The following is an 11485-nucleotide window of genomic DNA, read 5'->3' as shown; positions in this document are numbered from 1 at the left end:
TTATATCCCATTTATGGTTATTATTAAGATGATCATTTAAATTTGTTTGCTTTTGTATAATGCATTAGCCTAAACGGCTTTACTGCTCAATAGTAGCGTTTCTTATCAATCTGACTAACATGACAGTAGCACGCTAAGTAATATAGCTCGAGGATAACAAAAACATGAAATTGGTAGAAGTAAATCACCCCCTAGTTAAACATAAAATTGGTCTATTACGTGCTGCCGATATTAGTACCCGGCAATTTAGGCAATTAGCCAGTGAACTAGGAAGCCTGCTTACTTATGAAGCGACTAAAGACTTTGATACTGAAACTGCGACCATTCAAAGCTGGAATGGTCCTATTGAAGTGCAGCGTATTCAAGGTAAAAAGGTCACTATAGTGCCAATACTACGGGCCGGATTAGGCATGTTAGACGGTGTATTAGAGCTATTACCTAGCGCCCGCATTAGTGTCGTCGGTATTTATCGAGATGAAGAAACCTTACAACCTGTTTCCTACTTTAATAAGCTGGCAGCAGATATTGATCAGCGGATCTCAATAGTCATAGATCCTATGTTAGCCACCGGTGGCTCACTAATAGCCACTATCGACCTATTAAAGCAACATGGTGCTAAACATATAAAAGCCTTGATATTAGTTGCTGCACCTGAGGGGATTGCCGCTTTAGAAAAAGCGCATCCTGACGTCGCTTTATACACTGCAGCTATAGATCAAGGACTAAATGAACAGGGTTATATTTTGCCAGGTTTAGGTGATGCCGGTGATAAGCTATTTGGTACTAAATAACCATTAGGCGCATTCAAGTTAGCCGTTAAAGCCAATATAATGGGCTTTATAACAATAAACTTATCTTGGTTTAAGGAATACAATTGATGCAATTAACGCCTTGGTCTTTTACAACGCGAATGGGCTTTACGCTAAGAGGCTATCGCAGCGAGCCAAGCGGTAAACCCGTTTTACATGTACTACATGGTAATGGTTTTTGCAGCGCTATGTATCAGCCTATGCTGCAACAGCTAGCCGCTGATTTTGATTTGTTTTTATCTGACGCCCAAGGCCATGGTGATAGCGATCACGGCGGCAGTTTTATTGGTTGGAACCTAAGCGCAGAGTTTGCTAAAGAAGCTTGGCTTGCTCATGCTAATTTATACCCTAATGTCGCAACTTATGGCCTTGGCCACAGCTTTGGTGGTGTATTAACGGCATTAATCCATAGCCAACAGCCAAGCCCTTTTAATGCCATTATTTTGCTTGATCCGGTACTCTTTACCCCCGCGATGATTACGGTAATGGCAACCCTAAGTGGGATTAAACTGTACCACAAAAACCCACTAGCTAAAGCCGCGTTACGGCGCAGACAACACTGGCCAGATAGAGACACCGCCCTTAGCTACTTTAAAAACAGAGGTTTATTTAAACATTGGCAGCCAGAGTCACTCGCAGCCTATATTGACCACGCACTTAAACCCTCTGCTGAAGGCTTAAGTTTAAAGTGTTTACCTGAACGTGAAGCCGATATTTTTTCATCCTATCCCAAACAGTTATGGCAACAACTTGCGCAGCCTTGCCCGCCGGTATTTGTGCTCTATGCTAAGCAAAGTTATAGTTTTATTACCAGCGCAGTAACTAAATGGCAAAAACGTAATTCAGCAGTAAGCATACAACAAGTCGATGGTGATCATTGTTTTATGCAGCAACACCCTAAAGCAAGTGCAGACAAGATACGATTAATTATCAATTCTATCTCTAAATAGGTAATTAACAGTTAATACCTCTGTTTATTTCCGATATAATTAGCAAAATTTTAATTCAGGAACTTCAGATGAAAAAGCGTTTATTATTCAGTGCGCTATTATTATCCGCTTGTACACCACTACCTCCAGTAGACAACGCTTCTCCTGCTCAGGTAAATAAATCTGAACCCGAACAGGCAACGTCTAGCGGCCAACCAATGCCTGATACTGCACAGACAGCAGATGCAAGCCTTGAAACATCAGAAGCTGCAGTTGAGCCCATCCTTATAACTATTGATAGCGATATGTCTTTTATTGGCACCTTACCATGTGCTGATTGCCCAGGTATTAGTTATCATATCAATTTATTTCGTGATGGCCGTTTTGAAGTACGTCAAGAGTATTTAGAGCGCGACTTTGTCAACATAGTTAAAGGGATCTGGCTATTAGACAATCAAAATCTACACTTAGTGAACCAACAAGAAAACTTACCCGGCTTTCACTTTGCATCGCCAACAACAATAACCATGTTAGGCTTAAATGGTAAGCCTATTACTAACAATTTATACCAACTTCAGCGCGAAACTGAATTTAAAAAGTTAGATACCCGCCAAACCATGTTAGGCCGTTATCAGCTTACTAACAACGTAGCTACCTTTACAAGTTGTGCAACGGGTGACGCTTATACGTTAGCCAATACCCAGCATCACCTACCGGTAATGCGTCAATACCAGCAAAATCATAAGTTTAAAAATCAAGCCGTCATAGCCACACTGACCGGCCGTAAAGGACAAGACGATCATTCAAACCAGTTATTTATTGACTCCTTTGATCAGTTCTGGCCAGGTGCCCACTGTGCTAAAGATGTCACTCCTGATAATTTTAAAGGGATCGTTTGGCGCGCTAACCAATTTTCCAATACTAAAATTCCTAGCCAATTAAATATTAAAGTCGTATTTACAGCAGATGACACTGTGTACGGCTTCTCAGGCTGTAATAATTTTAGCGGTAAATATCAGCAACAAGCTAACCAGTTAAGCATTCAGCCACTTGCTAGCACCCGTAAAATGTGTGCCACAGGCAATAAAGAAGAGCAGCGCTTTTTAGAAAACCTGCAAAATGCAGAACGAGCTGAAGTTAATGGCAACAAATTGCAGTTATTTAGAAATAACCGCGTGGTTCTTCAGTTTTCGGTAGCTAAAAACTAATAGCTTACCTAAAAGCAGGCATTAAAAAAGGCACCCTAGGGTGCCTTTTTAATAGCTTAAATAACTTAAGCTAATGCTTCTTTCGCTTTACCAACAAGTGCAGTAAATGCCACTTTATCGTATACAGCGATATCAGCTAAAATCTTACGATCGATTTCAATCGAAGCTTTTTTCAAGCCAGCAATGAAGCGACTATATGTCAAACCGTTCATGCGAGATGCTGCGTTGATACGCGCAATCCACAATTGACGGAATTGACGCTTACGTTGACGACGGTCACGGTAAGCATATTGGCCGGCTTTAATTACAGCCTGGAAAGCAACACGATAAACACGACTGCGGGCACCGTAGTAACCTTTAGCCTGGTTTAACACCTTCTTATGGCGCGCGCGCGCCGTTACACCACGTTTTACTCTTGGCATGTCAGACTCCTAATTATTATGCGTATGGCATGCAACGGGCGATACCCGCTACGTCAACTTTAGCGACTAAGGTTTTTGGACCTAACTGACGCTTACGCTTAGAAGACTTCTTCGTCAAAATGTGGCGAAGGTGAGATTGCTTACGTTTAAAGCCACCAGAACCCGTTTTTTTGAAACGTTTCGCGGCGCCTTTATTGGTTTTCATCTTTGGCATAGTTTAAAAACTCGCATTGTTAAATTAAAACGAATAATAAGGCGATAAATAAACACTAAGACATCAGTATAAACTGATGTCAAAGCTTTTATTTATTCTTGAATGCCCTATTACTTCTTGTTTGGGGCCAGCATCATGATCATTTGACGACCTTCCACCCGTGAAGGGAAAGATTCGCACACGGCAATGTCTGATAAATCTTCTTTAATACGATTTAACATCTCAATGCCTATCTCAGTATGCGCCATTTCACGACCACGATAGCGTAGCGTTACTTTAGCTTTGTCACCCTCTTCTATGAAGCGACGCAGGTTGCGTAGTTTTACCTGGTAATCGCCTTCATCAGTTCCAGGTCGGAATTTAATTTCCTTAATCTGGATCTGTTTTTGCTTCTTCTTTTGTTCTTTAAGAGCTTTACTCTTTTCGAACAGGAACTTACCGTAGTCCATCAACTTACAAACTGGCGGCTCAGCTGTCGGGCTAATTTCTACTAAATCAGCAGCAGCTTCACCAGCTAACCGAATCGCTTCAGCCGTCGTTACGATACCCAGCTGCTCACCTTCCATACCAATTAACCGCACTTCAGGCAGGTTAATTTCATCGTTTATCCTATTAGGACGGTTGGCCGGTAATGTTTTCTTTCCTACTTTAATAGTATGTTCCTCCAGAAATTATTCTTATACGACACTATTGTGTCAGACTCGGTCTGCTATTTCAGCTGTGATTTTATCAACAAAAGCTTGAATAGTCATTTTACCTAAGTCTTCGCCTTTTCGCGTTCTCAGAGCTATTTCACCTGATTCCATTTCTTTATCACCAACAACGGCAAGATAAGGAATACGCTTCAGCGTGTGTTCGCGGATTTTAAAGCCTATTTTCTCATTTCTCAAGTCACTTATGACTCTAATTCCATGAGATTTGAATTTTTTCACTAATTCTTGCACATATTCGGCTTGATTATCAGTAATATTCATCACCACAACTTGATTTGGTGCTAACCAAGTTGGGAATTGTCCCGCGTATTCTTCAATCAGTATACCAATAAAACGCTCTAATGATCCTAAAATTGCACGGTGAATCATTACAGGCGTTTGTCTTTCACCACTTTCGGCGATATAAGTTGCGCCTAAACGAGTTGGCATTGAGAAATCTAACTGCACTGTACCACATTGCCACGCTCTGCCTAAGCAATCATGCAATGTAAATTCAATTTTCGGGCCGTAAAAAGCACCTTCACCATGTAAGTAAGCAAATTCAATATTTTTAGCATTTAATACTTCAGCTAAGGCTTTTTCAGACTTATCCCAAATTTCATCTGAGCCAACACGCTTTTCAGGGCGCGTTGATAGTTTTACTTCAATGTTTTCAAAACCAAAAGTTCTGTAGGTTTCGTATACCATATCAATGCAGCCGCCCACTTCAGCAACAATTTGTTCTTCAGTACAGAAAATATGGGCATCATCTTGCGTAAAGCCTCGCACGCGCATTAAACCATGCAGCGAACCTGATGGTTCATTACGATGACAACAACCAAACTCAGCCATACGCAAGGGTAAGTCGCGGTACGATTTTAGACCTTGATTAAAAATTTGTACGTGACCTGGGCAGTTCATCGGTTTAATAGCATATTCACGCTTTTCCGACTCGGTAGTAAACATGCTGTCGGCAAATTTATCCCAGTGACCTGACTTTTCCCATAAGGTGCGATCCATCATTAACGGACCTTTCACTTCGTCATAATCGTAAGAGCGAAGCTTTTCACGTACAAAACGTTCTAACTCAGTATAGATAGTCCAACCATCGTTATGCCAGAACACCATACCTGGCGCTTCTTCTTGCCAGTGGAATAAGTTTAAGGCTTTGCCTATTTTACGGTGATCACGTTTTTCAGCTTCTTCTAACTGTAATAAATACGCGGCTAACTGTTTTTTGTCTGCCCAAGCGGTACCATAGATACGCTGAAGCATTTTATTGTTAGAGTCGCCACGCCAGTAGGCGCCGGCAAACTTCATTAATTTAAAGTGTTGGCAAAAACGCATATTCGGCACGTGAGGGCCACGGCACATATCAATATATTCTTCATGATGATACAAGCCTGGTTTGTCATCACGGCTAACGTTTTGCTCTAAAATTTCTAACTTATAGGTTTCACCACGGGCTTTAAAGGTGTCGTAGGCTTCTTGCCAGCTCACTTTATGCTTAACAACATCATACTCTGTTTTCGCAAGTTCTTTCATTCGCGTCTCAAGCGTCGCTAAGTCTTCCGTTGTTAAAGGGCGGTCTAAGTCGATATCGTAATAAAAACCGTTGTCTATTACAGGACCAATAGCCATTTTTACATTTGGCCAAAGTTGCTTAATAGCATGGCCTAATAAATGCGCACAAGAGTGGCGTATAATCTCAATACCCGCTTCATCTTTAGCTGTAATAATGCTTAAGCTGGCATCCGATTCTATGCTTTCACAAGCATCAACTAGTTGGCCATTTACCTTACCGGCAATAGTCGCTTTGGCTAAACCTGGACCAATATCTTTGGCAACATCTAAAACTGAAACGGCGTGATCAAACGAGCGCTGGCTGCCATCAGGCAGTGTAATAACTGGCATGCTACTTCCTTAATACAGTGGTGGCCCACACCAAGGGACACTTGTTAAACAATAGAACAGTTACTATGCAGTAAATCAATTGATGGCTTATACAAGAAGCCATTTGATAAACCGGGCATACTAACTGAAATAATTTTATGGTGAAGCGCCACCATAGCATATTATGCTTATATCTACCAGCTAAGCTGGTGCTAACTAAAGCTGTTTCTAGCAAATATCCCGTCATTCTCTAGCCTGGGCTAGGCTTTATGCATAAGCCGCCTTATGCTGTTATATAATGGCATTATTATTTTCACTCAGGATATCCCTTTATGCATACAAATCAGCATGCTGTCGCTTTAATTACTGGCAGCGCCAAACGACTTGGTCGGCAAATGATCCTAACCCTTCATCAAGCGGGCTATAACGTTATTATTCACTGTCATCAGTCGGTTGATGCTGCTAATGCCTTAGCCGAGCAATTAAACCAACAACGCCGCAACAGCGCTAAAGTAGTAACCGCTAACTTACTCGTAAAAGAACAAATTCATGGGTTAGCACAAAAGGCCCTTGCCTGCTTTAATCGAATAGATGTTTTGGTAAACAATGCATCTAGCTTTTACCCTACCCCTTTAAACCAAGCAACCGATGAGCATTGGTTGGATTTATTTGGCAGTAATGTAAAAGCGCCTTACTTTTTAAGTCAGGCCCTAGTGCCAGAGCTAACTAAGCGTAATGGCGTAATTATTAATATGGTAGATATCCATGCCGACAAGCCGCTGCAAGAGCACAGTATTTATTGTATGGCTAAGGCAGCCTTAAAAATGATGACAAAGTCGCTTGCTCGTGAATTAGCCCCAACCATTCGCGTTAATGGCATAGCGCCTGGGGCTATTTTGTGGCCAAGCGATAACGCACCAGCATTAGCAGAGAACGATAAAACGGCAATTTTGCAGCAGGTACCGCTAAATCGCTTAGGCGAACCATTGGATATTGCCAAAACTCTGCTATTTTTAATTCAGGCTCCCTATATTACAGGCCAAATTATTGCTGTTGATGGCGGTCGTAGTTTAGGTGGGGCCAATAAAGCTTAACTAAGCTTAGGAGAGCACTATGTTAAATCGCAACATCGATTGCCCCTTTTGCGGCTACCATATGCAGTTAACAATTGAAGTGACCGACGACGACCAAGATTATGTAGAGGATTGCAGTAATTGCTGCAATCCAATTCATATTAAGGTGCATAAAGATGATCAGCACCGCAGTATTCAAGTTTTTATAGACGCTGATGACGAACAGTATTACTAATATTAAACTTGTTTAAAGCGCTGAGCCATGACCCGCTCAACGGTTTTTATTATGGTTTGAGTTTGCTGATCTAGCTCAATATTAAGCTTATCATTCAATTGCTTTTGCCCCAGCGTTGTTATTGCTAGCGTTTCGGGTATTAAATGCAAATTAAAGCCATCAGCATGCACCTCGCCTACAGTTAAGCTGCAACCTTCGACCGCAATAAAGCCTTTACTTAAAATATACGGCATAAATTCAGCCGCTACGGCTAAGCGCATAAAACAGTTGTTATTATCTTTAACTAACTCTACAAGCGTTGCGGTGGTTTGAATATGGCCCGACACAATATGGCCACCTATTTCACTACCAAAGGTGAGCGAGCGCTCAAAGTTCACTTGCTGTTGTGGCGTAATTAAGCCTAAGTTAGTTTTAGCTAATGTTTCGGCTATAACATCAAAGCAAACCCAACCTGCGGCGGGATCAAAGTCGGTTACAGTTAAGCAAACACCATTAATAGCAATACTCGCGCCTCGGCTTAATTTTTCTAAAAACGCTACAGCAACACTCAAGGTTAGTCGGCGAAATTGCCCTTGGTCGTGAATTTCTGTTACCAAAGCTTTGGTTTGTACTATTCCAGTAAACATGTTCTCTCTCTTGTGCTACATTGCGCGCTATTATAGGTATTAAGCAAAAATGACTATGTTACCCTTTTCTCGGTTTGAAGCCAGAACCATATTAAAACTCTCCGGCCCTATTGTGTTAGCCCAGCTAACCCAAACGTTAATGTATTTTGTTGATACGGTTATGGCGGGTCGTTACAGCGCCGTCGATATGGCAGCCATCGCTGTTGCCTCAGGCTTATGGCTACCCGTAATTTTAACCATGCAAGGCTTAATATTGGCATTAACACCTATAGTCGCGCAATATTACGGCAGTAAACAGCATAAGCCAGTAACCCACTTCACCCTACAAGCTTTATATTTAGCTATGGCCTTAGCCATAGCGTTATTTCTGGTTATGCTGTTTGTTCATGTGCCTATCGACTTACTGCAAATGGAACCCGAGCTTAGGCAAAAATCATTAGATTACTTATATTATGTTAGCTTTGGCTTATTCCCTGCTGCCGGTTATATGGTTATGCGCAGCTTTTTTGAAGGCATAGGTAATACTACAGCCAGCATGTGGATCAGCTTTGTTGGTATCCTAGTTAACATTCCGGCTAACTACATCTTTATTTATGGCAAGCTAGGCATGCCCGCTTTAGGTGGTGCTGGCTGTGGTATCGCAACCGCTTTAGTTTTTGTCGCTATGTTTATCGCTATTATGATTTACGCTTGGTTTAATAAAAGTTCACGGCAATATCGGCAACGCCCTGAAAGCTATAAAGTGAACTTCAAAGACTGCTGGCAAATTATCACTATTGGTACTCCTATAGCCTTTTCATTATTTTTTGAAGTTACCCTCTTTGCCTGCATTCCATTAGCCATAGTCCATTTAGGCCCTATTATGGTTGCAGGCCATCAAATTGCTCAAAATTATAGCGGCATCGTATTTATGTTACCGTTGAGTTTAGGCTTAGCGACGACCATAAGAGTGGGCCATTTGGTTGGCCAAGCAAACCTAAAAGAGTTAAAAAAATCTATTTCTACCGCTGTTGTGTTAGCCGTAACCATGTCATTTGTAATTGCCAGCTTAACCTTTTTACTTCGCCATCATATTGCTAAGCTATACTCCCCCGATCCAGCAGTGATCGCATTAGCTAGCAGCCTACTTATTTTAGCCTGTTTTTATCAGTTGTCTGATGCCATACAAGTTGTATCAGCCTGTGCCCTACGCGGTTTAAAACATACTAAAGCCGTATTTTATATCACCTTAGTATCCTACTGGCCTATTGGCTTTGGCTTGGGTGCTATACTGGGGCTAACCGATTGGATAGTGCCCGCGATGGGCGCTCGCGGCTTCTGGATTGGCATTATCGCAGGCTTATCTGTTGCGGCAATGCTAATGGCCTATACTTTAATTAAAACATTAAAAAGGTTAGAAAATGAAGGCATTGCTATTGCCACTTCTGCTCATTAGCTTAGTAGCTTGTAGTGATAATAGCGGTGAAGCCGCGTTAAAAGACTATCAACAACGGCTTAATAGAGTACTAAAGCAACAGCATAAACCAATAAGCTTAGCGCCTGTTGAGCCTTTAGTTGCCGTGCGTGATTTAAAGCGTAGCCCTAGCGATATTCGTATTAATTTATCTGACGCCTACGCAACGAGGCAATGCGGTTTAGATCAGCTAATAGGCGAGCGCAATAGCAGCTTAGGCCGACTATATAGCCCGAGTAAGTTATTAAATTACGAACTGCGCTTATTAACCGCATTAGAAAACTGCTTACAACATACTTGGCAAGACAGCCAACTAGAGTCCAGCTTGCAGCAGGCTTATAATGAAAAACAAGCCGATATCCACAATGCATGGCAAAACATGCTGCAAACCGACAGCACGATTAGAAAAGAGCTATTAGGCTCATCAAAAACCTTAGCCTTACAAGCTGCTGGCTTTACCGAAACATGGCAAGCCCTAAGCCAACTACAACAACTGAAAACCCATATTGACAACAAAAACTGGTCACAAGCCAGTGCCATTAATATTGAACAGCAACTACAGTTACTCTATCAATATAACTTTATTGGCCGCTTGCAATACAGCCTAAGAGTCAGCAGCCAACAATTAGCGCAGCTCAATAGTCTAGTGCAAGCGAATACTGCACCATCGCTCTGCCCCAACCAACGCGAAACCGAGCAGCTAACTATATTAGCGAATGTGTTTCAAAAATATTATCTCGCTAAAGTGCAGGTTTACCTAGGCCAGCTTGACCAATTTCAACAACAGCTAGCACCGCTATTAACCTCACTTTATAAACAAAGCCAGCTCTACCCCATGATTGAACAACGCTTTATAACAAGCCACACCACTATGCGGCAACAACTTAAAGACCACGTTACTTGGTGGCAACACCTTAGTCGCACTTGTCCCATCCAGCTACAAGGCGCTGCTAATTAACGCTTTAGTGTTTAAAAATACACCAAACAAGCTTAAATTATATAAAAACACTTGCCATTAACTCAGCAGCAACCTAACATAGCCGCGGTTGTTCGCCGACAGGCAACAAGCAATATCAAAAATGTGCGTCCTTAGCTCAGCTGGTTAGAGCACCACCTTGACATGGTGGGGGTCGGTGGTTCGAGTCCACTAGGACGCACCAATTTTATTTCTCTTCTTTCTAATTCTAGTCAATCTCAGTCACCTACTGAAAACAAGCACAAAAGTAACAAGAGTTATTTAGCATATTTAATCTTTCTCACGCCTTTCTCGCGTTAAATTTTCTTAAACAAACCGAAATTTCAGCTCATTTTTTCTCCAGTTGTGCCCGAATCTGTGCCCAAGTGCCCAAAGCCGTTTTTGACTAATTATAAAAAATTAAATTTTGACCACCACCCTAGCAATTTTTTTGTGACCACCACCTCAAAATCCATAACAATTTTCGGTGCCTAAAATAAGAAATCTCTGAAAACTTTTTCTTGACCACCACCATAAATAAACAGTCTGTTGTGCCTTAATTTAGCCACAATAAAATGCAAAAATTGGTCATATCTGCAATGGTTTTATACTTGATGGTTAATTGCATGGATGAAGATATTCAGAAATTTATAGATCAGGGAATCAAAGAGCCGCCCATTTATTTAAACTTAGACTTGTATTGTCACAACGAACAAGTTAACTCTATACATAGGGATAACGATGAAGAAAAGTTAAAGAGGTTAGTGAAAATTGGTCGGCTTAGAAAATTTTTTTAAAATTACATCCGAACTATTTAAAAAGCAGTTGTAAGCCCCGTTAGTTAGGGGCTTTTCATATTGATCTTCCCAAGCTTTAACATTAATCTGAATCACTAATTAAAAGGAGGTTTATATGAGTTCTGATATAATTGGCATGCTTTTTTGGGGGTGTAACTACCCCATAAAATAATATGAAT

The 11485-nt window shown here is 41.3% G+C and carries 12 protein-coding genes and 1 tRNA gene; 8 read left to right on the top strand and 5 right to left on the bottom strand.

Going from position 1 to position 11485, the window contains the following annotated elements; translation table 11 throughout:
* Window positions 1-164 precede the first annotated feature (164 nt).
* The 3 genes from upp (at window position 165) to ACRCA4_RS13105 (ending at window position 2946) form a co-directional block, all read left to right on the top strand.
* A complete protein-coding gene (gene upp / locus ACRCA4_RS13115) occupies window positions 165-791 on the top strand; it encodes a uracil phosphoribosyltransferase (RefSeq protein ID WP_433189396.1) in 627 nt (208 codons plus the stop codon).
* 86 nt (window positions 792-877) lie between these two features.
* The gene (locus tag ACRCA4_RS13110; protein ID WP_433189495.1) at window positions 878-1759 is read left to right on the top strand and encodes an alpha/beta hydrolase; all 882 of its coding nucleotides are present in this window, start codon (window positions 878-880) and stop codon (window positions 1757-1759) included.
* A 68-nt stretch (window positions 1760-1827) separates the two neighbouring features.
* Window positions 1828-2946, top strand: a complete 1119-nt coding sequence (locus tag ACRCA4_RS13105; RefSeq protein ID WP_433189393.1) for an META domain-containing protein — start codon at window positions 1828-1830, stop codon at window positions 2944-2946.
* A gap of 65 nt (window positions 2947-3011) precedes the next feature.
* On the opposite strand, the gene rplT is transcribed toward ACRCA4_RS13105, so the two are convergent.
* The 4 genes from rplT to thrS form a co-directional block, all read right to left on the bottom strand.
* A complete protein-coding gene (gene rplT / locus ACRCA4_RS13100) occupies window positions 3012-3368 on the bottom strand; it encodes a 50S ribosomal protein L20 (RefSeq protein ID WP_433189390.1) in 357 nt (118 codons plus the stop codon).
* 16 nt (window positions 3369-3384) lie between these two features.
* Window positions 3385-3582 carry a 50S ribosomal protein L35 gene (gene rpmI, locus ACRCA4_RS13095; protein WP_433189387.1) on the bottom strand — a complete coding sequence of 66 codons (198 nt, stop codon included), beginning with the start codon at window positions 3580-3582 and terminating at the stop codon, window positions 3385-3387.
* 110 nt (window positions 3583-3692) lie between these two features.
* Window positions 3693-4235: a translation initiation factor IF-3 gene (gene infC / locus ACRCA4_RS13090; RefSeq protein ID WP_433189492.1), complete on the bottom strand. Its 543-nt coding sequence runs from the start codon at window positions 4233-4235 to the stop codon at window positions 3693-3695.
* Between the two features lie 42 nt (window positions 4236-4277).
* On the bottom strand, window positions 4278-6188 hold the full coding sequence (gene thrS, locus ACRCA4_RS13085; protein ID WP_433189384.1) for a threonine--tRNA ligase: 1911 nt from the start codon (window positions 6186-6188) through the stop codon (window positions 4278-4280).
* Window positions 6189-6499: 311 nt separating this feature from the next.
* Here thrS and ACRCA4_RS13080 point away from each other — a divergent pair, with 311 nt between their 5' ends.
* Window positions 6500-7261 carry a pteridine reductase gene (locus ACRCA4_RS13080; protein WP_433189382.1) on the top strand — a complete coding sequence of 254 codons (762 nt, stop codon included), beginning with the start codon at window positions 6500-6502 and terminating at the stop codon, window positions 7259-7261.
* A gap of 19 nt (window positions 7262-7280) precedes the next feature.
* Window positions 7281-7475, top strand: a complete 195-nt coding sequence (locus ACRCA4_RS13075) for a CPXCG motif-containing cysteine-rich protein (protein WP_433189380.1) — start codon at window positions 7281-7283, stop codon at window positions 7473-7475.
* 2 nt (window positions 7476-7477) lie between these two features.
* Here the strand turns inward: ACRCA4_RS13075 and ACRCA4_RS13070 are convergent, their stop codons facing one another.
* A complete protein-coding gene (locus tag ACRCA4_RS13070; protein WP_433189377.1) occupies window positions 7478-8101 on the bottom strand; it encodes a riboflavin synthase subunit alpha in 624 nt (207 codons plus the stop codon).
* A gap of 49 nt (window positions 8102-8150) precedes the next feature.
* Here ACRCA4_RS13070 and ACRCA4_RS13065 point away from each other — a divergent pair, with 49 nt between their 5' ends.
* The 3 genes from ACRCA4_RS13065 (at window position 8151) to ACRCA4_RS13055 (ending at window position 10714) form a co-directional block, all read left to right on the top strand.
* Window positions 8151-9536 carry an MATE family efflux transporter gene (locus ACRCA4_RS13065; protein WP_433189375.1) on the top strand — a complete coding sequence of 462 codons (1386 nt, stop codon included), beginning with the start codon at window positions 8151-8153 and terminating at the stop codon, window positions 9534-9536.
* Window positions 9502-10512 (top strand): DUF3080 family protein, encoded by a 1011-nt coding sequence (locus ACRCA4_RS13060; RefSeq protein ID WP_433189372.1) that lies wholly within the window; start codon window positions 9502-9504, stop codon window positions 10510-10512. The genes ACRCA4_RS13065 and ACRCA4_RS13060 overlap by 35 nt, the downstream gene beginning before the upstream one ends.
* A gap of 125 nt (window positions 10513-10637) precedes the next feature.
* Window positions 10638-10714: transfer RNA gene (locus tag ACRCA4_RS13055), tRNA-Val, on the top strand.
* Window positions 10715-11485: the final 771 nt, after the last annotated feature.

The sequence above is a fragment of the Rheinheimera sp. WS51 genome (assembly GCF_050936095.1).
GTDB lineage: Bacteria > Pseudomonadota > Gammaproteobacteria > Enterobacterales > Alteromonadaceae > Alishewanella.
The sequence above is the reverse complement of the archived record's forward strand: the minus strand, read 5'-3'. Positions and strand labels throughout refer to the sequence as shown.

What these genes read in the sequence shown, in the direction of transcription:
- upp (WP_433189396.1), top strand. Translation starts at nt 165, where the DNA reads ATGAAATTGGTAGAAGTAAATCACCCCCTAGTTAAACATAAAATTGGT.
- ACRCA4_RS13110 (WP_433189495.1), top strand. Translation starts at nt 878, where the DNA reads ATGCAATTAACGCCTTGGTCTTTTACAACGCGAATGGGCTTTACGCTA.
- ACRCA4_RS13105 (WP_433189393.1), top strand. Translation starts at nt 1,828, where the DNA reads ATGAAAAAGCGTTTATTATTCAGTGCGCTATTATTATCCGCTTGTACA.
- rplT (WP_433189390.1), bottom strand. Translation starts at nt 3,368, where the DNA reads ATGCCAAGAGTAAAACGTGGTGTAACGGCGCGCGCGCGCCATAAGAAG.
- rpmI (WP_433189387.1), bottom strand. Translation starts at nt 3,582, where the DNA reads ATGCCAAAGATGAAAACCAATAAAGGCGCCGCGAAACGTTTCAAAAAA.
- thrS (WP_433189384.1), bottom strand. Translation starts at nt 6,188, where the DNA reads ATGCCAGTTATTACACTGCCTGATGGCAGCCAGCGCTCGTTTGATCAC.
- ACRCA4_RS13080 (WP_433189382.1), top strand. Translation starts at nt 6,500, where the DNA reads ATGCATACAAATCAGCATGCTGTCGCTTTAATTACTGGCAGCGCCAAA.
- ACRCA4_RS13075 (WP_433189380.1), top strand. Translation starts at nt 7,281, where the DNA reads ATGTTAAATCGCAACATCGATTGCCCCTTTTGCGGCTACCATATGCAG.
- ACRCA4_RS13070 (WP_433189377.1), bottom strand. Translation starts at nt 8,101, where the DNA reads ATGTTTACTGGAATAGTACAAACCAAAGCTTTGGTAACAGAAATTCAC.
- ACRCA4_RS13065 (WP_433189375.1), top strand. Translation starts at nt 8,151, where the DNA reads ATGACTATGTTACCCTTTTCTCGGTTTGAAGCCAGAACCATATTAAAA.
- ACRCA4_RS13060 (WP_433189372.1), top strand. Translation starts at nt 9,502, where the DNA reads ATGAAGGCATTGCTATTGCCACTTCTGCTCATTAGCTTAGTAGCTTGT.